This is a genomic window from Janthinobacterium sp. C22 (assembly GCF_057919405.1).
In genome coordinates this window covers 2,772,202-2,793,175 of record NZ_CP193659.1, presented here as the reverse complement: position 1 = coordinate 2,793,175, position 20,974 = coordinate 2,772,202, and the positions used below count along the sequence as shown (strand labels likewise).

The 20,974-nt window shown below is 63.8% G+C and carries 20 protein-coding genes and 2 pseudogenes; 6 read left to right on the top strand and 16 right to left on the bottom strand.

From position 1 onward, the window contains the following. Nucleotides 1-48 precede the first annotated feature (48 nt). The gene (locus tag ACRHIG_RS12950; protein ID WP_489630396.1) at nucleotides 49-1,380 is read left to right on the top strand and encodes an ATP-binding protein; all 1,332 of its coding nucleotides are present in this window, start codon (nucleotides 49-51) and stop codon (nucleotides 1,378-1,380) included. On the opposite strand, the gene nosR is transcribed toward ACRHIG_RS12950, so the two are convergent. The 9 genes and pseudogenes from nosR to ACRHIG_RS12905 form a co-directional block, all read right to left on the bottom strand. Continuing rightward, nucleotides 1,377-2,726, bottom strand: coding sequence for a response regulator c-di-GMP phosphodiesterase, NosR family (gene nosR / locus ACRHIG_RS12945; RefSeq protein WP_489630395.1), 1,350 nt, complete (start codon nucleotides 2,724-2,726; stop codon nucleotides 1,377-1,379). The two genes, ACRHIG_RS12950 and nosR, sit on opposite strands and share 4 nt — an antisense overlap. After that, nucleotides 2,723-3,676 (bottom strand): ATP-binding protein, encoded by a 954-nt coding sequence (locus ACRHIG_RS12940; protein ID WP_489630394.1) that lies wholly within the window; start codon nucleotides 3,674-3,676, stop codon nucleotides 2,723-2,725. The genes nosR and ACRHIG_RS12940 overlap by 4 nt, the downstream gene beginning before the upstream one ends. Further along, nucleotides 3,643-4,185 (bottom strand): PAS domain-containing protein, encoded by a 543-nt coding sequence (locus ACRHIG_RS12935; protein ID WP_489630393.1) that lies wholly within the window; start codon nucleotides 4,183-4,185, stop codon nucleotides 3,643-3,645. Before ACRHIG_RS12935 ends, ACRHIG_RS12940 begins: the two co-directional genes overlap by 34 nt. Before the next feature lie 14 nt (nucleotides 4,186-4,199). Next, nucleotides 4,200-5,039, bottom strand: coding sequence for an HDOD domain-containing protein (locus ACRHIG_RS12930; protein ID WP_475415275.1), 840 nt, complete (start codon nucleotides 5,037-5,039; stop codon nucleotides 4,200-4,202). Beyond that, the gene (locus ACRHIG_RS12925) at nucleotides 5,036-5,368 is read right to left on the bottom strand and encodes a hypothetical protein (RefSeq protein WP_475415274.1); all 333 of its coding nucleotides are present in this window, start codon (nucleotides 5,366-5,368) and stop codon (nucleotides 5,036-5,038) included. The genes ACRHIG_RS12930 and ACRHIG_RS12925 overlap by 4 nt, the downstream gene beginning before the upstream one ends. Before the next feature lie 20 nt (nucleotides 5,369-5,388). After that, the gene (locus tag ACRHIG_RS12920) at nucleotides 5,389-6,252 is read right to left on the bottom strand and encodes a response regulator (protein WP_489630392.1); all 864 of its coding nucleotides are present in this window, start codon (nucleotides 6,250-6,252) and stop codon (nucleotides 5,389-5,391) included. Nucleotides 6,253-6,387: 135 nt separating this feature from the next. Beyond that, on the bottom strand, nucleotides 6,388-6,846 hold the full coding sequence (locus tag ACRHIG_RS12915) for a hypothetical protein (RefSeq protein ID WP_475415272.1): 459 nt from the start codon (nucleotides 6,844-6,846) through the stop codon (nucleotides 6,388-6,390). An 87-nt stretch (nucleotides 6,847-6,933) separates the two neighbouring features. Further along, nucleotides 6,934-8,187: a DEAD/DEAH box helicase gene (locus ACRHIG_RS12910; RefSeq protein WP_489630391.1), complete on the bottom strand. Its 1,254-nt coding sequence runs from the start codon at nucleotides 8,185-8,187 to the stop codon at nucleotides 6,934-6,936. A gap of 79 nt (nucleotides 8,188-8,266) precedes the next feature. Next, nucleotides 8,267-9,323, bottom strand: a pseudogene (locus ACRHIG_RS12905) (Lnb N-terminal periplasmic domain-containing protein). Nucleotides 9,324-9,462: 139 nt separating this feature from the next. Here ACRHIG_RS12905 and ACRHIG_RS12900 point away from each other — a divergent pair. Both ACRHIG_RS12900 and ACRHIG_RS12895 read left to right on the top strand, forming a co-directional pair. After that, nucleotides 9,463-10,209 (top strand): hypothetical protein, encoded by a 747-nt coding sequence (locus ACRHIG_RS12900; protein WP_489630390.1) that lies wholly within the window; start codon nucleotides 9,463-9,465, stop codon nucleotides 10,207-10,209. A 40-nt stretch (nucleotides 10,210-10,249) separates the two neighbouring features. Then, nucleotides 10,250-10,606: a glyoxalase superfamily protein gene (locus tag ACRHIG_RS12895; RefSeq protein ID WP_489630389.1), complete on the top strand. Its 357-nt coding sequence runs from the start codon at nucleotides 10,250-10,252 to the stop codon at nucleotides 10,604-10,606. A gap of 2 nt (nucleotides 10,607-10,608) precedes the next feature. Here the strand turns inward: ACRHIG_RS12895 and ACRHIG_RS12890 are convergent, their stop codons facing one another. Further along, nucleotides 10,609-11,778 carry a mandelate racemase/muconate lactonizing enzyme family protein gene (locus tag ACRHIG_RS12890; RefSeq protein ID WP_489630388.1) on the bottom strand — a complete coding sequence of 390 codons (1,170 nt, stop codon included), beginning with the start codon at nucleotides 11,776-11,778 and terminating at the stop codon, nucleotides 10,609-10,611. A 104-nt stretch (nucleotides 11,779-11,882) separates the two neighbouring features. Between ACRHIG_RS12890 and ACRHIG_RS12885 the strand changes: the two genes are divergently transcribed. Further along, a complete protein-coding gene (locus tag ACRHIG_RS12885; protein WP_489630387.1) occupies nucleotides 11,883-12,842 on the top strand; it encodes a LysR family transcriptional regulator in 960 nt (319 codons plus the stop codon). A 3-nt stretch (nucleotides 12,843-12,845) separates the two neighbouring features. Further along, a pseudogene (gene motA, locus ACRHIG_RS12880) lies at nucleotides 12,846-13,708 on the top strand (flagellar motor stator protein MotA). On the opposite strand, the gene ACRHIG_RS12875 reads toward motA, so the two are convergent. From ACRHIG_RS12875 to ACRHIG_RS12865, 3 genes are all read right to left on the bottom strand, one after another. Further along, nucleotides 13,662-15,203 (bottom strand): aminotransferase-like domain-containing protein, encoded by a 1,542-nt coding sequence (locus ACRHIG_RS12875; RefSeq protein ID WP_489630386.1) that lies wholly within the window; start codon nucleotides 15,201-15,203, stop codon nucleotides 13,662-13,664. The pseudogene motA and the gene ACRHIG_RS12875 overlap by 47 nt on opposite strands. 9 nt (nucleotides 15,204-15,212) lie before the next feature. Then, a complete protein-coding gene (locus ACRHIG_RS12870; protein ID WP_489630385.1) occupies nucleotides 15,213-15,641 on the bottom strand; it encodes a LysE family translocator in 429 nt (142 codons plus the stop codon). 427 nt (nucleotides 15,642-16,068) lie between these two features. Continuing rightward, a complete protein-coding gene (locus tag ACRHIG_RS12865; RefSeq protein WP_489630384.1) occupies nucleotides 16,069-16,338 on the bottom strand; it encodes a hypothetical protein in 270 nt (89 codons plus the stop codon). Nucleotides 16,339-16,451: 113 nt separating this feature from the next. Here ACRHIG_RS12865 and ACRHIG_RS12860 point away from each other — a divergent pair, with 113 nt between their 5' ends. Further along, entirely contained in the window at nucleotides 16,452-17,801 is a 1,350-nt protein-coding gene (locus ACRHIG_RS12860) for a transposase (protein WP_489627372.1), read from the top strand. A 157-nt stretch (nucleotides 17,802-17,958) separates the two neighbouring features. Here the strand turns inward: ACRHIG_RS12860 and ACRHIG_RS12855 are convergent, their stop codons facing one another. From ACRHIG_RS12855 to ACRHIG_RS12845, 3 genes are all read right to left on the bottom strand, one after another. Continuing rightward, the gene (locus ACRHIG_RS12855) at nucleotides 17,959-18,381 is read right to left on the bottom strand and encodes a hypothetical protein (RefSeq protein ID WP_489627761.1); all 423 of its coding nucleotides are present in this window, start codon (nucleotides 18,379-18,381) and stop codon (nucleotides 17,959-17,961) included. Nucleotides 18,382-18,502: 121 nt separating this feature from the next. After that, nucleotides 18,503-18,913, bottom strand: a complete 411-nt coding sequence (locus tag ACRHIG_RS12850) for a hypothetical protein (RefSeq protein ID WP_489630383.1) — start codon at nucleotides 18,911-18,913, stop codon at nucleotides 18,503-18,505. A 178-nt stretch (nucleotides 18,914-19,091) separates the two neighbouring features. Further along, complete coding sequence (locus ACRHIG_RS12845; protein ID WP_489630922.1) at nucleotides 19,092-20,936, bottom strand: DUF4153 domain-containing protein; 1,845 nt, start codon at nucleotides 20,934-20,936, stop codon at nucleotides 19,092-19,094. Nucleotides 20,937-20,974: the final 38 nt, after the last annotated feature.

Here is a 20,974-nt window from a genome sequence, read left to right as displayed (position 1 = left end):
AATTCAGCCAGGATGACAGCTATGCCGTGCAGGCAGCGAGGTGTGACGATGCAGTTCGAGGATTTCGACCTTTCCACCCCCGATACCGGCCGGCATGCCGGGGCGGCGCCTGATGCGGACGCGTCGGCGGCCACGGCCGTGCGCCTGCAATACCTGCTCGACAATACGCCTTCCATCATCTATTGCACCGTGCCCAGCGGCGACTTCAAGATGACCTTTGTCAGCAACAATGCCTTGAATGTGCTGGGCTACCAGCCCGAGGAGATGGTGGCCGACCCGAATTTCTGGTTCGACCACATCCACCCCGACGATGCCCCCGGCATCTTTTCCAGCCTGGCACAGATCTTCGTCGAAGGCGCGCGCGCCTATGAATACCGTTTCCGCGTGCGCGACGGCAGCTATCTGTGGATGCACGACAGCCTGCGCCTGGTGCGCGACGAGCACGGCGTACCGTTCGAGGTCATCGGTTCGCTGACGGATATCACCGAACGCAAGGGCATGGAAGCGATGCTGCAGGCGCGCGGCGAGGAGCAGCAACTACTGATCAGCAAGTTGCAGGAAGCGCACGACCAGCTGCTGCAATCGGAAAAGATGGCGTCCATCGGCCAGCTGGCGGCCGGCATCGCGCATGAAATCAACAACCCGATCGGTTTCGTCAACTCCAACATGAGTTCGCTGCAAGCCTATGTCGGCACCCTGTTCGACGTGATCGCCCAGTATGAAGCGGCGATGCGCGAGCCGCTCGACGGCCCGGCCCTGGCCGCGCGCGTGGCCCAGGTGCGCGGCCAGGCCGACCTGGCCTTCCTGCAGGACGACATCGGCGACCTGGTGCGCGAATCGATGGATGGCTTGAAACGCGTGCGCGACATCGTGCAGGCGCTGAAGGATTTTTCCCACGTGGGCGAGACGGACTGGCAAGTGGCCAGCCTGCATGCGGGCCTGGACAGCACCCTGAATATCGTCGCCAACGAACTGAAATACAAGGCGCGCATCGAGAAGCACTATGGCGAGCTGCCGCCCATCCTGTGCCTGGCCTCGCAGCTGAACCAGGTCTTCATGAACCTGCTCGTCAACGCGGGCCAGGCCATCAGCAGCGACGGCGTGATCAGCATCCGCACGGGCCACGCGGGCGACTGGGTGTGGGTGGAAATCGGCGACACGGGCGCCGGCATCGCGCCCGAGCACCTGAACCGCATCTTCGAGCCGTTCTTCACCACCAAGGCCGTGGGCAGCGGCACGGGCCTGGGCCTGTCGCTGTCGTACGGCATCGTCAACAAGCACGGCGGACGCATCGAGGTGGCGTCGGAAGTGGGCCAGGGCACGCGCTTTACCGTGCACCTGCCGCTGCAGCCGCCCAGCGCCGCTACCGCGAACGCCTAGGCATCCTTCACGGGCGCGTACACGCGGATGCTCAGACGCCCGCCATTCTTGCCTTCGAAATCGAGCAGCTGGGCGATCACGCGGGCCGTCAGCACGTGTTCGGCCGCCAGCAGCATCAGGCCGTCGCGGCTGATCAGGTCGCGCGACAGCGTCATGCCCGGCTCCAGCTGGCCCGACAGCACGGTCAGGTCGCGCGCCGGCGGCTCCGTCTCCTCCATGATGCTGCGGAAAGCGGCCACCACGGCCGGGTCGTAGCGCTTGCCGACGCTGTCGTAGATCAGGCTGCGCGCTTCCTCGGCGCGCAGGCTGCGCTGCACCATGGCGCCGATCTGCAAGCCGTCGTAGTCGGACGCCAGCGCCAGGATGCGCGCGCCCATGGGAATGGCCAGGCCCACCAGGCCGTCGGGAAAGCCGCCGCCGTCGAAGCGCTCCAGCTGCGAGCGCAGCATCACGGAAACGGCGCGCAGCTCGTCGAGCGCCATCAGCAGCTGTTCGGCGCGCAGCGGATGCTTGCGGAAGGCGGCCAGCTGCTCGCCCGTCCAGGCGCTGGCCGGCAGTTCCAGCACGTCGTCACTCAGGCTCAGCTTGCCGATATCCTTGAGCAGGGCCGCGATGAACACGTCGCGCGCCTCCTGCCCTTCCAGGCCCAGCGCCTGCGCCAGCTTGCGCGACAGTTCGGCCACCCGCCGCGCATGGCCGGCCAGCTTGCCGCCGCGCATTTCGATCAGGTTGGAAAACACCTTGATCGTCGTCACGAACGTGGCCTTCAGGCGCTCGTTGGCCGCCTGCACCTCGTCGTGCGACTGCTTCAGCTGCTGCGTGCGCGTGGCCACCTTCGCTTCCAGGCTGGCGTTGAGCGCCTGCAGCTCCACGTTCTGGCTGGCCGTCAGCGCTTCCAGGCGCCGTTTTTCCTGTTCCAGCGCGCGCCGTTCCAGCGCGTGGCGCACCACCAGCACGATATCGTTCTCGTCCCACGGCTTGGTCACGTAGCGGTAGATCTCGCCCTGGTTGATGGCGTCGAGGATGGACTGGATGTCGGCATAGCCCGTCAGCAGCAGGCGTATGGTGCCGGGCCAGCGCTGGCGCACCTGGGCCAGGAACTGCGCGCCATCCATGTGCGGCATGCGCATGTCGGAAATGACCAGGTCCACCGTCTCGCTCTCGAGCAGGGCCAGGCCGGCCGCGCCGCCGTCGGCCGTCAGCACGCGGTAGCCGTGCGGGCGGAACAGCCGCCGCAGCGACGACAGGATATTCGGCTCGTCGTCGACGCACAGGATGGTGGGCGGCGCGGCCGCGGTGCTGGCGCTGGTACTGGTGCTCATGCTCATGCTGTCCTGTTCGGTCATGGTGCAACGGCCTGCGCCTGGCGCACGGGCAAGGTGATGCGGAAGGTGGTGCCGCGGCCGATGACGCTGCGCACGTCGATGCGGCCATGGTGTTTCTGCACCGTCGTGTAGGCCAGCGACAGGCCCAGCCCCGTGCCCTTGCCGACGGCCTTGGTGGTGAAGAATGGATCGAAGATGCGCGACAGGTGTTCGGGCGCGATGCCGCCGCCCGTGTCCTCGACCTCGATCCACACTTCCGTCGCGTTGTCGCTGCCCGTGCGCAGCGTGATGCGTCCGCGCGCCTCGCCCATGGCGTGGGCCGCGTTGACGACGAGGTTCATGATCACCTGGTTCAGCTCGGAAGGCTGGCATTCGATGTCGGGAATGTCGCCATACTCGCGCACCACGTCGGCCTTGTACTTGACCTCGTTATTCACGATATTGAGCGTGGTATCGATGCCCTGGCGCAGGTCGGCCCAGACCCACTCCTGGTGCGCATCCGTGCGCGAAAAATCCTTCAAGTCCTGCACGATGCGGCGCACGCGCGCGATGCCTTCCTTCGACTCGCCCATCAGCATGGGAATGTCGGTGCGCAGGAAATCGAGGTCGATCTGTTCGCGCAGCGCGCGCAGGCGCGCCGCCACCACGGGGTCGGCGACGGCCGGCTCGGCGTCCTCGTAGGCGTCGAGCATGCTGAACAGGTCATCCAGGTAGCCTTCCAGGGTGCCGACGTTGGAAAACACATAGCCGATGGGATTGTTGATCTCGTGCGCCACGCCGGCGGCCAGCTGGCCGATCGACGCCAGTTTTTCCGACTGCAGCAGCTTTTGCTGGGCCAGCGACAGCTTGCTGTTCAATTCCGTCAGGGCCAGGTTGCGTTCGCGCAGCTCCAGATCGGCGATCTGGCGCTGGCGGATGTCGTCGGCCAGGCGCTCGTTCATTTCGGCCAGCTGGGCCGTGCGCTTGGCCACCAGGTGTTCCAGTTGTCGTGCGCCTTGCGCAGCGCCAGTTCCGCCAGGCGCCGTTCGCTCACGTCGCGCAGGGTTTCGATGGCGCCCACCAGGCGCCCCTGGCGGTCGCGCAGGGGCGCCGCCGTGAAATGCAGCCAATGGCCGTCGGGCCCGATATCGGCAAAGAAATCTTCGGCCTCAAAGGCGCCGGGGATCACGGGAGAACGCTTCAGCTTGCCAAGGTAGAGGTCATTTTCACCGAGCGCGATATCGTCGGCCACCAGCAGGTCGGCCAGGCAGGCGCGCGGCTGCGGATAGAACGCCTTCCAGTGGTCGCGCGTGCCGACCATCTCGGCGGCCGTAAAGCCCAGCAGCTGCTCGCAGGCGCTGTTCCAGTGCGTCACCACGTGGTCCGTGTCGATGGCGAAGGTGGCCACGGGATGGCCGTCGAAAAACGCCGACAGCGCGATGGTGTCGCCCTGGCGGCGTTCCGGCGTGGCGGGCAGCGCCTGCCCTGCGTCTGTGTCCATGGCCTTTGTCCTGTTCATGCCAGCATGATCCGCGACATTTCATCGAAGGTGTGTTCCGTTTGCGCCAGCAGCGCCAGCCAGGCCTGCTCGTCCAGGGCGATGCTGCGCCAGCCCGCCGGCGACAGCGGCGGCACCAGCGCATCGTCGACGCCGGCCAGGTCGAGCGCCAGGGCGACGGCATTGGCCATGTGCACGGCCAGCGGCAAGCCGCCCGCTTCCAGCCGTTCGATGGCATGGTGGTCAGCCACCGCCTGCTGTATCGTCTCGGGAAACTTCCAGTAGGCGGCCAGGGCGCTGCCCACCTGCGCGTGATCGATGCCGATGACGGCCAGTTCCGCCTCGGCCATCTGGCAGTCGTGCGCCTGCCGGTGGCTGCGCACGAGCGCGTGCTCGGCCGGGAAGCGCGTCACCAGCACCAGGGTGCCCAGGTCGTGCAGCAGGCCGGCCGTGAATGCCGTTTCGGGATTGACGCGCAAGTGCGGCGCCAGCAGGCGCGCGGCGATGGCCGTGGCCAGCGAGTGGCGCCAGAACGCCTGGAAATCGAAGCCGCCGCTGACGGGCGCGAAGCTGCCCGTCAGGGCGCAGGCCGTGACGACGGTGCGGATGCTGTGAAAGCCCAGCACGGAAACGGCTTGCGGAATGCTGGTGACCTTCGATTGCATGCCGTAGAACGAGGAATTGGCGATGCGCAGGGTCTTCGCCGCCAGCCCCTGGTCCAGCTCGATCTTTTGCGCCAGCACGTGCACGTCCGTGTCGTCCTGGTCCATGCTCGACAGCAGTTCCAGCACCACCACGGGCAGCGAGGGCAGCTCCTGTATCTGGCGGATGATGTGTTCAAAACTGAGCCGTGTCATGCCCCGCTCCCTTGCCGGTAGCGCCGCAGCAGCGCCAGCAGTTCCGCCCCGGCGGAATCGGGCGGCGTGGCGCGGAACAGCACAGCCAGCCGTTCCAGGCGGCGAGCCCGCTCCTGCTCGGCATGCGCCTGCGCGGCGGGGTCGGGCTCCTCTGCCATGACGACGTGGCAGCGCTCCACGTTGCGCCTGCGCAAGGCCGTCAGGTTCGCCGCCGTCAGGGTGGCGCCCTGAGCCAGCAGCACGGCGCCGCTGGCGTCGCTCAGCGCCAGCGCCAGCACCATGCCTTCCTGCGCCTGCTCGATGGAAATCTCGCGTCCGCTCTCACTCACGCTTTCACTCACGCTTCCACTCATGTATCCGCTCCATGACGGCTCAATGTGACCAGGCTGCCGCGCGAGCGCGAATGCAGGCCCATGGGATGGACGGCGACGGCGTACGGCTGGCCGTCGATGGCGGCCAGGCGGGGCGCGCCCTGCCCGTCGAACAGCTGCGGCAAGACGACCGCCGCCTCGTTGCCCAGCAGGGCCGCGCCCCGTTCGAACAGGCTGGCCGCCGCCGCGTTGATGAAGGCGATCATGCCGTCCTCATCGAGCCCGATCACGGGCAAGGGTAAGAATTGCAGCAATTCGCGCGCGATGCCCAGGCTGACCTCGTCGCGGCTGATCTGGTGCTGCTGCTGGCGCACCAGCACCTGCATGGCGGCATTGGCTGCCGCCAGCGCCTGGTTGGCGTCGCGCAGCTGCGCATTCAGGCGCACATTGTCGTCATCGATGCCCTTCAGGCGGAACGCTTCGGCGATATGCTCGCGCAGCTGATGGTCTTCCCAGGGCTTGGTGAGGAACTTGAAGATGGCGCCCTCGTTGACGGCGTCCGTGACGGCCTGCAATTCGGTATAGCCCGACAGCATGATGCGGATGGTTTGCGGGCACAGCAGCTTGGCCTTGCGCAGGAAGTCGGCGCCCAGCATGCCGGGCATGCGCTGGTCCGACACGATCACGTCGACGGCATGGCTGGCCAGCACGTCCAGCCCTTCCTGACCGCTGCCGGCCGTCAGGATGTGGTAGGCATCGCGCCGCAGCAGGCGCTTGAGGGAGGCGAGGATATTCGGCTCGTCATCGACCAGCAGCAAGGTGCGCGGCGGCGCAGCCCGCTGCCCGGCATCCGCCGTCAGCACCGCGCTACCCGGCACACCTTGCTCGTCGTGCACATCCATCGGACCATCCTCTCATCGCCACGGCGATATCGGAGCTTGCCTGGAGGGGGATCCGCCGCGCGAGACCATCTTGCGAGTCTTGCGCGGCAGCCAGCCTGCGTTGAAATTATACGACTAAATATTCCTTCATTGCACTTATCCGCGCCGTGCCGGACACGGCGTGTCGCGGTAGAACACAAAGCCGCCCAGGCCGATGGCCCGGGTGTCGGCTTTCACGCCATATACCAGCGTATTCTTGTCCGCCTCGATGCGCAGCAGATTCTGGTGCTGCACGATTTGCGCGTGGGACAGCTCCAGCGAGGGCGTCGGCGCCAATGCCAGGCGCAATTCGGACGTGGCCGCGTCATACGTCCAGCGGCCCGGGTTATAGAAGGCGAAGCCGCCGTCGAAACGCAGGCTGCCATCCTTGAACTGGGTCAGGCAAATGCCGGGAAATTCGCTGGGCGGGTTGTACCAGGTGGCGGCCACGGCCGCATCGGCCGGCGTCTTGCCCGGCATCTGCATGCCCGTGCTGCCGCTGTTGCCCCCCATGCCGGCGCAACCGGCCAGCGCCAGCGCGCCGGCCAAAGCGCCCGCGCGTTTGATGAATGTCATGTGCATTCCCGTCCCCTTGCTTTATAGAAACACAATCTTAGTCCGGGAAACGTGGCCGTTCAAGCGGCCAGCGCACATAAGGCGAATTTAATTACCTGCGGCCGCCTTGGCAGCCGCCTCGCGCAATTTGTCCTTCTTGCTCTTGCGCGCGCCCTTCACGCCGCCGTTCACCGCATCGGTAACGGGGTTCGCCGGCGCGGGCAGTTCCGTCGGCTCGAAACCGGCCACCACTTCGCGCACAATGCGCAAGTCGTTGCGGTTTTCGATCAGGCGGAAATGCGCTTCCGTGTCGGCCGTGACGAAACTGATGGCCGTGCCGCTTTCGCCGGCGCGGCCCGTGCGGCCGATGCGGTGCGTGTAGTCGACGGCTGAGCGGGGCAGGTCGTAGTTGACGACGGCCGGCAGGCCGGCGATGTCGATGCCGCGCGCGGCCACGTCGGTGGCCACCAGCACCTGCAGCCGGCACGCCTTGAAGTCGGCCAGCAGCCGGCTGCGCGTGCCCTGGCTGAATTCGCCGTGGAAGGCGCCCACGTGCAGGCCCGCGCGCTGCAGCTTGTCGGCCACGTGTTCGGCCGCATATTTAGTGGCGACGAATACCAGCACGCGCTCCCACTGCTGCTGCAGGATCAGGTAACGCAGCAGCTGCGTGCGGCGCGGCACGTCGACCGTGATGGCGCGCTGCACGATGTCGGGCTTGTCCTGCGGTTCGGACGCCACTTCGATGCGCACGGGGTCCGTCAGCAGGCTGTCGGCCAGCGCCTGCACGCTGTCGGGGAAGGTGGCGGAAAAGAACAGGTTTTGCCGCTGCTTGGGCAGCAGCGCCAGGATGGCGTTGATTTCTTCGCTGAAACCCATGTCGAGCAGACGGTCCGCCTCGTCGAGCACGCACAGCGACACGCCGCCCAGCTTCACGGCATTTTGCCGCACCAGGTCGAGCAAACGGCCCGGCGTGGCGACGACGATATCGGCGCCGCCGCGCAAGTCCATCATCTGCGGATTGATCGACACGCCGCCGAACAGCACGGAAATCTTCAGTTTGACGGGCAGCGGCTTGGCCAGCGCATGCACCGTCTGCCCCACCTGCGCCGCCAGCTCGCGCGTGGGCACGAGGATCAGCGCGCGCACCTGGCGCGGGCCGGAAACGGGCGCCATCAAGGCCTGCAGCAGCGGCAGCGCATAGGCGGCCGTCTTGCCGGAACCCGTCTGCGCCGCGCCCAGCACGTCGCTGCCGCGCAGGATGGCTGGAATGGCGGCCGCCTGGATGGCCGTCGGCGCGGCATAGCCGGCCTTGTCGACGGCGCGGACCAGGGCGGGAATCAGACCCAGGGAGGAAAATGGCATAGCGGGCCTTCTTTATTCGGAAAGTGGGACCGGCCGCGAAAGGCGGCCGGTCGGAATAGCGACAGTATAAAGCAGGCGCTTACTGCCTGGGCATTTGCAGCTTCGGATGGCCCGTTTCATCATAGCCCGGCATGCCGCGCCGGATCGCGTGCGAAAAGTCCGCGTCGTCGTTGGCGGCCCGCGCGCGCGCCGTGATGTGGCCGCCATCGCGCAGCTGCTGGAAGGTCTGGCCGGGCACCAGGCCCTTGACGTCGAACAGATAGCGGTCGAGGTAGCCCGAGGCCATCAGCCGGTAATCGAGCGGCAGGCCCGGCACGATGCGGCGCACCATCTCGAAGACGATGGTGGTGCAGTTGGCCGTCAGGGTGTTGTAGAACTGCGGCTGGGCCTTCAGCGCCTGGGCCTCGTCCAGGTAGGCGAGGAACAGCGAGCGCATGGCCGCTTTCGGCATCATCACGCGGTACAGATGCATGTCCTCGCCGCGCGCATTCGTGCGCACGCGCAGGATGTCGCGCTCGTCGGCGGCGATCAGGCTCATCTCGAAATGCTTGAAGAAGCCGCCGATGGCGGAAAAGCTCTCGCCCTTTTCCTTGCGGATCTCGATGGAAAACGTCAAAAAGCGGCCGTCGGCGAAGCCGAAGGAAATGAGGGTGTGCGCGATGTAGGGCCCCGTCCAGTACGACAGGGCCGTGTCCACCGTGCGCAGTTCGCCGAGGTCGTAGCTGCGTTGCTCCCACTTGACCGTGTAATCGTCATCGCTGCGCCAGTCGAAATTGCGCACATTGTCCAGCGTGACCAGATTGCCCTTGACGGTGCCCGTCACATTGCGCGCCACGTCGTCGGCCCACACGCGCTGCTGCTTCGGCGTGATGAAACTCCACCACACGAGCAGCAGGATGAAACCGGCCGCATACGGCAGCAGCGCGCGCGTCGCCGCGCGTCCACCACAACGCGATGCTGGCCACGCCCAGCGCGGCCCACAGCAAGGCGCCGATGGCTTGCGCCGCCGTGCCGCCGGACAGCTGGTACCACAGCGCCAGCGCGCCCCACAGTGCAGACAACAGGAGAATCAGGGAAACGGCCATTTTGCCGAAGGTGGCCAGCACGGAGCGGGCACGCAGTGATAAGAAAGTCATGCCCCGATTATAAGGGCAAGCGCAGGAAGAGGTGCGTCCGGGCAAGTAGCACTGCAACAGGCCCGGCCGAAAAATCATTGCTTGCCTGCCAATTTATTTCATGAGAGCATGTTGCAAAAATAAAATGTATAGACAAGGCATGCCGTCACGGCAGCGCTGCCTTGCCGATTTCCGGAGACGCCTTTGCAAGCCCCTTCGCTGTACGCCCTCGCCGGCAGCCTCAATTCCCTGTTCATCGTCGTCAGCCTGTTCGGCCTGTGGTCGCAGCTGCAAAATCTGGCGGCGCAAGCGCGATGCCGGCATCGGTGCCGGCCAGACGACGGACATCCTGTCGATCAACCAGTTCACCGTCAGCTTCCTCGCGTATTGCGCCTTCTTCGTCTACGGCTATTCGATCACGCCGTTCAACCACTACATCGTCTGGCCCCGCCTGGTCGCCTCCTTGATCGCGCTGGCCATCCTGTATGAAATCGACCGCGACCGCCGCAGCCTGGCCTCGCGCCACGCGCTGCTGGCCTGCGCGCTGCTGCTGGGCGCGGGCGTGGCGGGCCTGGCCTTCGGCCCCACGTTCAGCGATGAAAAACGCGTGATCTCGCAAAGCCTGATCGTCGCCGTCACCGTGCTGCTGGCGCAGGGCTATGCGCACCAGATCCGCCTCATTTACCGGTCGGGCAGGACGGGCGCCGTGTCCCTGAAAATGAGCCAGTTCATCCTGGCGATGGATGTCAGCACCATCATCTTCGCCTGCGTCATGGGCCTGTCGACGGGCTGGCCCCTGCTGCTGCTCGCCAGCGTCAGCGCCACCACCAAGCTGATCATCATGTGGCTGTTCCGCTGGGAAAAGACCAGTTCCGCCGCACGCATGAAGCGCCAGGTGCCGGCCTGAGGCTAGAATGGCGGCATCGTCACCTGTCGAAAGCACCGCCATGCATGCTGCCATCCCCATCCTGCGCATCTTCTCGGAAGAAAAGGCGCGCGAGTTCTACCTCGGTTTCCTCGGCTTTACCCTGGACTGGGAACATCGCTTCGAGCCCACGGCGCCGCTGTACCTGCAGGTGACGCGGGGCGATCTCGTGCTGCACCTGTCCGAGCACTACGGCGACGCCACGCCGGGGTCCGCGCTGCTGATCCCCGTCGACGACGTCGCCGCCCTGCATGCGGAACTGCAGGCCAGGGATTATCCGTATGCGCGCCCCGGCATCCGCGACGAGGACTGGGGCCGCATCCTGGAAGTGGCTGACCCGTTCGGCAACCGGCTGCGCTTCTGGCAGCGCAGCGAGTAAGGTCATTGCCCGCTCAGCGCCCGCATTTCCGCATACAGGTTCGCCTTGCCCTCGAAGCCGATGCCGACCAGGTCCGGCATGGTGATGTGGCCGTTTTCGACGCGCACGCCGTCGGGGAAGCCGCCGAACGGCTGGAATAAATCCGGATACGATTCATTGCCGCCCAGGCCCAGGCCCGCCGCGATATTCAAGGACATCTGGTGGCCGCCGTGCGGGATGCAGCGGCTGCGCGACCAGCCGTGCTGGTGCAGCATGTCCAGGGTGCGCAGGTATTCCACCAGGCCGTAGCTGAGGGCGCAGTCGAACTGCAGCCAGTCGCGGTCGGCGCGCATGCCGCCGTAGCGGATCAGGTTGCGCGCATCCTGCATGGAAAACAGGTTCTCGCCCGTCGCCATCGGCTTGTCGTAATAGCTGCGCAAGGTCGCTTGCAGCTCGAAGTCGAGCGGATCGCCCGCCTCTTCGTACCAGAACAGGTCGTACTGGCGCAGCGCCTTGGCGTAGGCGATCGAAGTGTCGAGGTCGAAGCGCCCGTTGGCGTCCACGCACAGCTTCTGGCCGTCCTGCAGCACCTCCATGATGGCGTCGATGCGGCGCAAGTCCTCGTCCAGCGAGGCGCCGCCGATCTTCTTCTTGACCACCGTGTAGCCGCGGTCGATATAGCTGCGCATCTCATCCTGCAGGGCGGACAGGCTCTGGCCCGGGTAGTAATAGCCGCCCGCCGCATACACAAAGACTTTTTTGTCGGCCACACCCGTGCCGTGGCGCTCGGCCAGCAGCTGGAACAGCGGCTTGTTCTCGATCTTCGCCACGGCATCCCAGATGGCCATGTCGATGGTGCCGATGGCTACCGAGCGCTCGCCATGGCCGCCCGGCTTTTCATTGGTGTACATGCAATCCCACACCTTGTGCGGATCGAGGTTGGCGCCGTCGTCCGTGACGAGCGAAGCGGGGTCGGCATCGAGGATGCGGGGAATGAAGCGCTCGCGCATCAGCATGCCCTGGCCGTAGCGGCCGTTCGAGTTGAAGCCGTAACCGACGACGGGCTTGCCGTCGCGCATCACGTCCGTGACGACGGCCACCAGGCTCAAGGTCATCTTCGTGAAATCGATGTAGGCGTTGCGGATGGGGGAAGAAATGGGGATGGTCTTTTCGCGGATGTCGACGATTTTCATGCGGTTCTCCTGTGCTTGACTGGTGACGCCAGCTTACCCGCGATACAAAGCCCTATAATCGACTTCAATTTAAAGCATTATTCACTTGAAGTGAAAGATGAACCATGAAAACGGATGCCACCACGGAAATGGCCTTCTTTGTGCTGCTGGCCAAGCTGGGCAGCCTGTCGGCCACGGCGCGCGAGCTGGGCATCACGCCGCCCGCCGTCAGCAAGCGATTGGTGCTGATGGAGCAGCGCCTGGGCGTGCGGCTGCTCAACCGCAGCACGCGCCGCATCAGCCTGACGGGCGACGGCGAAAGCTATCTGCAGCAGGCGCGGCAAATCCTCGACGACATCCGCGCCATGGAAGACTCCCTGGCCAGCGGCAGCGCGGAACCGCGGGGGCTGCTGCGCGTGAACGCCACCCTGGGCTTCGGGCGCACGGTGATCGCGCCCCTGCTGTCGCAATTCGCCCTGCGCCACCCGCAGCTGGAAGTGCAGCTGCAGCTGACGGACAGCCCCATCAACCTGGTCGAGCAGGCGTATGACCTGGGCATCCGCTTCGGCGACCTGCCCGACACGCGGCTGTCGGCGCGGCGCATCATGTCGAACCGGCGCTTCCTGTGCGCCTCGCCCGCCTACCTGCAGGCGCACGGCACGCCGCGGACACCCGACGACCTGGCGCAGCACCGCTGCATCGTGCACCGGCAGAACGACGACGCCTACGGCATCTGGCGTTTGAGCCGTGGCCGCGCTACCCACACGGTGAAGGTGCGCGGCACGGTGGCCAGCAACGACGGCGACGTGGTGCTGGGCTGGGCCCTGGACGGCCACGGCATCCTGCTGCGCTCGGAATGGGACCTGGCCCGCTACCTCGACAGCGGCCGCCTGCGCGTGGTGCTGCCCGACTACACACTGGCGCCGGCCGACCTGTACGCCTATTACCCGAGCCGCCACCAGCTGCCCGCCAAAGTGCGCGCTTTTATCAATTTTCTCGGCCAGCAGTTGCAGCCGGACTCGGCCACGGCGACGGAATCGGGTTACACTACAATATTGCGATATGGCAATATTATGAAGGAGTAGGTTTTGCTAGTCATACTCGGATTTCTCGTCGTGCTGTTTTCCGTCTTCGGCGGTTTCGCCATGCAGGGGGACACCTGGGCGCCCTGTTCCAGCCGCTGGAACTGCTGATGATCGGCGGCGCGGCGCTGGGCACCTTCTTTGTCGGCAACGACGCCAAGGCCATCCGCGCCACGTTCGCCGCCATTCCCACCCTGTTCCACGGTTCGCAATACACGAAGGCGCGCTACATGGAGCTGATGGGGCTGATGTATGAAATCCTCAGCAAGATCCGCAAGGAAGGCCTGATGTCGGTCGAGGACGATATCGACGACCCCTACCGCAGCCCCATCTTCGTGAAATACCCGTACACGCTCGGCGACGAGCACATCCTGGAATTCATCACCGATTATCTGCGCCTGATGGTGTCGGGCAATATGGACGCCTACCAGATCGAAAACCTGATGGATAACGAGATCGAGACGCACCATGAAGATGCGGAAATGCCGATCCAGACGATTTCGCAACTGGCCGACGCCATGCCAGCCTTCGGCATCGTGGCCGCCGTGATGGGCGTGGTGCACACGATGGCGTCCGTGGGCTTGCCGCCGGCCGAGCTGGGCGTGCTGATCGCACAGGCGCTGGTGGGCACCTTCATCGGCATCCTGCTGGCCTATGGCTTCATCGCCCCGCTGGCCAGCTTGCTGCGCCGCAAGCACCATGAAACGGCGAAGATGTACCAATGTGTGAAAGTGACGTTGCTGGCCAGCCTGAACGGCTACGCCCCGGCGCTGGCCGTGGAATTCGGCCGCAAGGTCATTTCCGCCACCGAACGCCCCTCGTTCAGCGAACTGGAAAACCACGTGCGCCAGGTGCGCACGAAGAACTAGGCACGATGGCTGAGCCGCCCCGGCCGGTGCTCAGGACTTGCCTCCGATGCCGGCGGCGGCGCTGGCTCGGGCCAGGCTTGAGCGCGCGCCAGCCAGCGCGCGCAGGCGTTCTTCCGTAGGCGCTCACGCGCGGATGCTGGCTGAAGGCGACGTTGAAGCGGACGTGCCGGTCGGGCGTGTCGTTGGCCGAGAACGCCGCGCCGCGCATCAGCAGAATCTTGTTGCGGTAGGCATCCTGCACCAGCAAGTCCACGTCCAGCCCTTCGGGCATGCTGCCCCACAGGAAAATTCCCGCGTCGCCGGGCTGCTCGAACAGCACGCCGGCCGCGCTCAGTTGCCGCGTGCTGGCGTTGCGCGCCACCATGATCTTGCGTTGCAGCCGCTCCAGGTGCTTGCGCAGATTGCCGGCCTTGAGCACTTCCAGCAGCACGTATTCGTTCAGCGCAGGCAAGGTCATGATGGAATGGATCTTGGTACGCATCAAGGGCTTGAGCAGGGCCGGCGCCGCGGCCAGGTAGCCCATGCGCAGGGCCGGGCTCAGCGCCTTGCACAGGCTGGAATAGTAGATCACGCCGTCCAGTCCGGACAGCGATGCCAGCCGCGTGCTGTGACCCGGCTGGAAATGGCCGTGCACGTCGTCTTCGGCGATCAGGAAGCCGTACTGCTGCGCCATGATCAGCACCTTGTGCAGGTTGGCGGCGCTGCTGCTCCACCCGGTGGGATTGTGCAAGGCCGTCTGCATGAACAGCAGGCGCGGACGGTGCGCGCAGCAGGCCGCCTCCAGCTCGTCCAGATCGAGGCCATCGGGGCGGCGCGTGATGGGCACCAGGCGCACGCCGTCCTGGCGCAGCCTGCCGAACATCAGGAAGTATCCGGGGTCTTCCACCAGCACCGTATCGCCGGGCTGCAGGAAGGTGCGGCAGATCAGATCGATGGCATGGGTGCCGCCGAACGTGGTGAGGATGTGGCTGGCGTCCGCCGCGATGCCGATGCCGCGCAACAGCAGCGCGATCTGCTCGCGCAGTTCGGCCAGCCCTTGCGGCGGACAGCGCGAGGCCATGCCGGCCGTGCTGCGCGCCAGGCCGCGTTGCACGGCCGCCGCCGGCAGCGCGTCCTGCAGCCAGGTGGGCGGCAAGGCGCCGCTGCTGGCCAGCAGCACGCCCGGCCGCTGGTCGTTCACTTGCTGGCTCAGCCAGACCGGCTCCTGCTCCTGGCCCGCTTCCAGCGCCACCTCGTCGGGAACGGCGCGGCTGGCGTCGGCCGGCGCGCAGACGAAGAAGCCCGCCGTGCCGTGCGTATCGATGACGCCTGCGGCCACCAGCCTGTCATACGCCACCACCACGGTGTTGGTGCTCACCGCGAGCTGCGTGGCGAGCTGGCGGATCGACGGCAACCTGGTCCCGCCAGGCAGCACGCGCTGCGCGATCTGCTGGCGCAATGCGTCCTCGATCTGCTTGAACAGGGCGATGGGGGAGGAGCGGTCGATGGCGAACATGGCGCAAGTCTAGCGTAAAAACATCACGGCGAGGACCAGCAGGATGGCACCCATCGTCAGATTGAAGATGCGCTGGTTGCGCGGCGCCTTCAGCACGCTGCGGATCGACACGCCGAACAGCGCCCACATGGCGTTGCACGGCGTGCCCACCACGGTGCCGGTCACGGACACCAGCAGCGCGCTGGCGAGCATGTTGCCGTGCGCAGGCATGAAGACCGACGCCATGGTGATCGCCTTGAGCCAGCTCTTCGGGTTCAGCGCCTGAAACAGCGCCGCCTGCGCAAACGACACGGCCTTCGGCGCGCTGCTTCCCGCCACCGAGGCGCCGGCCAGCTTCCAGGCCAAAAACATCAGGTACAGCGCGCCCGCGATCCGCAGCAGCTGCTGCGCCATCGGGTACGCAATGAACACGCTGCCCAGCCCCACACACATGAGCATGGTCTGTACAAAGATGCCGACCTGGATGCCGAGGATGACCGGCAGCGCCCCCGATAGCCGAAATTGGCGCCGGTGGTGGCCAGCATGACGTTATTCGGCCCGGGCGTGGCGGACATTACAAAGCAATAGCTCATCAGGGGCAAGAGTTCGGTCATGGCAGGCAGTCGCAGCGTGGAGAAGGCCCCAGTCTAGAAGCGCGGCACGGCGGCGACAAGGCACAAGGCGGCGCGTACAGGCACATGCTGTATCAGCCGGACGACTGCTACAGCGGCGATAAGGGCCGCCCTGCCCAGGCCCCTGCCACGATCCATCGGGTTCTCATATGCCTGGAACCATGGAGCAAAACTGGGCTAGCGGTGGCGCTTTACCAAAATGGCACCGTCTGCTTTCGCCCCGAAGCGGTCATAGAACTACCGAAGTAGGCGGATCAATGAAGTGAATTCACAGCGTCTTGGATATCGTTGATCAACGAGGCGAGATCGGGCTTATCGCCGTACATGTCGAGTTCGCGAGTGGCAATCAATCCCATGGACAGCGGCCCTGGCGCTGGGTCGGAAGGATATCCAGACACAAATACTTCGCGCCAACCTAGTTGTCGTAGGATAGATTGCCCAGGCGGCCAGCCTTTCTCTGCCAGAGGCTGAATCTGCTGAATAGCTGATTGAATCTTCCGCAAGAGCATTATTTTATCTTCCATTTTTCTTGCTCGCGCGAGTGACCGCTTGTGGCCTATTGCGTTGAAAAACTCCAGTTGAGCACGCGACCTTCATGATTTGCCGCTGTCTAAGCAAAGAAAAGACGGAGGCTGCGATGATGGGACGTCAGGAGACCAAACGGGAGCTGTTCGTGTTGATTAGTCTAAACGAATACGTTCCCGAAGACCATCTACTGAGAGCGGTGGACCAGTACCTCGACCTGAGTGAGTTTCGCGAGAACTTGGCTCAGTCATACAGCCATACCGGTCGACCATCAGTCGATCCCGAGCTAATGGCCCGCATGCTGATCATTGGCTACTGCTACGGCATACGTTCCGAGCGGAGGCTGTGCGAAGAAGTCGGCATGAATCTGGCATACCGCTGGTTCTGCCGGCTGGGCCTGAAGGACAAGGTGCCGGATCACTCAAGTTTTTCCAAAAATAGACACGGCCGCTTTCGCGATCACGATGCATTTCGCCAGCTATTCGATTCGGTTCTTCGGCGTTGTATGGCAGAAGGCCTGGTACAGGGCGAAGGGTTTGCAACCGACGCCAGCATGATCAAGGCTGACGCCCAGCGGCAACGTTCCTGTTCAGGCGATTCCGCTATTGATTGGGGTGATCCTGAGCAGGCAAGTCGACCGGTGCGAGAATATCTGGCAGCTTTGGAGCAAGCTAATCCAGTGCCGCCCAAAAGAATTTCGCTGACCGATCCGTCTGCAACCTGGACTGCCGCTGCAGGGCCAGCTATTTTTGCCTACTCAACAAATTACCTGATCGATTTGAAAGCGGGAATGATTGTCGATGTCGAGGCATCAGCCGTCAACAAGATAGCCGAGGTGGAAGCGACCAAAACGATGATCAACCGGGTTGAGGAGAAATTCGCTATCAAGCCACAGCGATTGGTGGGCGATACGAATTACGGTGTGGCTGCAATGCTGGGATGGCTGGTTGATGAAAAGAAGATCGCCCCGCACGTTCCTGTCTGGGATAAATCCGATCATCACGACGGCACTTTCAGCCGTACCGATTTCATTTTCGATAGAGAAAACAATCGTTATGTTTGCCCTGCTGGCAAGTACTTGAAACCCGCTCAGCGTAGCCAGCAGAAAAACCCATTTCGCTATCGGGCCAGCCTGTATGACTGCCAGGCCTGCCAGTTCAAATCGAAATGCTGTCCCAATATGGATATCCGTAAGATCGATCGTAGCCCACATGAACCTGCACGCGACGTGGCACGAGCCATTGGTAAGACCGACGCTTATCGACAATCGCGTAGAGAACGGAAAAAGGTCGAGATGCTATTTGCCCACCTCAAACGCATCCTTAAACTCGGCCAGTTGCGCTTGCGCGGCCCTAGTGGCGCCCACGATGAGTTTCTGCTGGCAGCGACGGCACAAAATCTGCGGCGAATGGCCAAAAAGCTGCTGCCGCCAAGACAGAGCGTGAAACTCGTGAGGCGTTAAGCGAGCCCAGCAACGCCACTGCGTACAATTTTCCTGTACATTTATTGCATTGTGAGAGGTCTTGCCCAAGAGTTTTTCAACACAATAGGGCCGGATGCCGTCGTTGCCCGGTTCCGCCCCAAAGCCGCCGTACAAATGAAATGATAGCAGGCAAAGCTCAGTGCTTACGACGCCAGTCAAGGTATTCAAACTCGCTGTCGTCCCTGTCCAATTCAACGCGGTAGTAGGAACGCTTCGCCATCTCGCTAGGGGTATCGTGCCAGTAAAGTTCAGCAATCTTCTCAACTGTTAGACGTGCAAGTAACCGGTTGTAATAGGAACCTGTAATCTCTCGAGCGCGCTGACTCGGCACCCCAAACCGTTTCTTTATCTCATCGATAGTTTGCTCTAGCAGATGCGGCATCGTGCATTCTATCGGTGCGTCCGAGTCACGAAAATTGGTGACTAGTTGTTTTAATGCCGAGTCCAGAATGTATCTCGCTACGCTAGAACCAGAGTTGGTTGTGAGAACGAGTTCCCCCTCTTGCTCCAGCTCTACGAGAGACTGCAAAATCTTTTCTACGAGCTGCTCGCCATCCATATAGAACTCCCGATAATTATGAATTTGCCGTCAGCCCGAAGCTGCCAGTCGGCGAAGGTCCGCTCCTGGCCGGTTGCTGTCGTTGGCAGGTTAGGCCCCGAAGCGGCCCTTCCCCGATAAATTATTCATCGACCCAGCAAACACCCGGAAATCGTTCGCCAGTCGCAAGCCAATGATTCAACGCTTCGATAGCCGAAGCGCGCGGAATCGTAGAGTTTTCGTCCACGTCGAACGTATCGCCGTCTTCAATAAACTGAACTGTTGTACCGGATACTGTCGCTCGTAGCCTAGCCGCGTGGAATCCTCGATGCTCAAGTATACGTACGTATGCCAGCCCGATCGCATTCAGGAAAATGATGAAATTTCCGTAGTCCGCGTTATGCTTTAGATGGCTCACGATGAGTACGGAATTGGGCACAAGCGACTTCGCAACGAAGGTCCGAACCTCCGCAACTGATGGCACTACGATTTCAGTCTGACCTGAGGCGCCGCTATCAACGGTCAGTTCAACTCTATAGGTAAATGACTGCATCTTTTTGTGAGAAGAAGGTGCTATTGCGTTCAAAGTCGTAATGTCTGCTTCTGGCCGGTTGCCATCATTGGCAGGTTCCGCCAGATACCGGATGGTCTGAATGATTCAGTGCACGAAGTTGCTGCCTTCGAAACTAGCAAGAGGTTTGGTCCGGTGCACCACATCCTCTCACTGCCATTTACGGTGTCGCCGCCGTCTCTTCCGGACAGCTCACCTCGTCCTCCTGCGTATACAAGGTCATCGGCACGCGCTGGCCGTCGACTTCCAGCTCGCGCACTTTCGGCGGCACCAGCTGGAATTCGCCCGCCTGCAGTTTTTCGCGCAGGGGCTTGCAGCGCAGGGCGTCCGTGGGGATTTGCCCGCGCGCGGTCCAGCTGCCATCGTCCTTTTCCGCCAGCAAGACGGATGAGGCGCGCGGGTCATTGCTGATCAGCAGCACGTCCTGCTTGCCATCGCCATCGAAATCGAGCAGGTAGGCGTCGCACTGGGGCCCTGCCCGCTTCAGGCAGGCGGGCAGGCGCCAGGCCGGGCTCACTTGCGTCCAGTCCTGGCGCAGGAAACTCTCCGGCAGCTTCGCCGTGGCCGGGCGCAGGGTCAGGTTGATCGACACGTCGCTCAGCGCGCCCGTCTCGTCGAGACGGTTCTGGCGCTTGAGCATGGCCTCGGCGCGCGCCCGCACGATGGCCGCGTCGGTGCCCGTCGTGCGCTTGCTCAATTCCTGCAAGGCTGCCTGGCCATAGCGGGCCCCCTGGAAGCGCAGGTATTCGAAATCGAACTTATCCACGCCAATCTTGCCGCTGTCCAGGCGCGCCATCTGGCTGGCCACGGAAATGCGCGCCGGGTCGGCCAGCGGCGAGAACAGGGCGAACAGCACCAGCAGGGTGACAAAGGCGGTGGCCACGTTGACGTTGGCGATCAGGTGCAGCCAGTCGCCATACTTGCTGGCCGCCCAGGCATAGCCGGCGGCGTAGCAGGTGGCGATCAACAGGCAGGCGGCGGCGATCAGGCGGTCGGAGGTCCAGCCATGCGACATCACGCGCAGGGTCAGCGCATAGATGGCGATGCCCACCACCCACGGCAGCAGCAGGCAGGCCAGGCGCGTGCCCAGGCGGATGCCGCGCGCCACGCCATGGCCCACTTCGCCATTCTGGAAGGCGGCATTGATCAGCACCACCAGCACGCCGGCCATGCCCAGCAGCACGGACGCCGCATGGCGCGTGGCCCACAAGCGCTCGAAGCCGATGAATGGCAGGGTCAGCAGGAAACCGGAGACGAGCACGGCGGCAATCGGCATCAGCCACGACAGCAGCACCAGCAGCAAGGTGCGGATGCCGCGCACGATGGACGGGCGCACGTCCGTGATGTGGATGGCGAACGAAAACGCGAAGCAGATGACGGGAATCACGAACCAGGCCTGGCCCAGCAGCTTTTTCAGGAAACTGAGCTTGATCAGCAGGAACAGCTGCCCGCCCAGCCACAGCACGAGCCAAAGACCCAGCACGAACAGCAGGGAGAACAGCAGCTGGATGCCCAGCTTCCAGGCGATTTCAAAATAGGTGGGATAGCGCGCGATGCGCTGGCCATCCTGGGCGCTGGCCAGCACCAGCGCGTGGGCGATATACAAGCCCACCACGCAAAAACCGAACAGCTGGGCGGAAATCACGCGCAGCGGCGCGCCCGGCTTGTAGTTACCCCAGATGACGTGTTCCGCGCCCCGCGCCACATCGTGCCAGGCCAGCACGGCCAGCACGACGGCGGCGCCCGCCATCCACAGGCCGATGCGCTTCGCCGACATGTGGCCCAGGCTGGACACCAGCAGGATGGGCAGCAGCAAGCTGATCAACATCAAGGGCCCCAGCAGGTAGGCCTCCGTGGCGGGCCACACCTTGTCTTGCGCCGTGCTGTACAACCAGTACAGCAGCAAGCCTTGCAGCAGGCCCGTCACCAGGCGCGTCACCGCGATGCGCGGCGCCACCACCGGATCGAGCAACGCCATGTTTTTTCCTGCGGCATCCTGCTGCATAATCATTCCCTTAGAGTCGTTCATTGCAGTCATTGTTG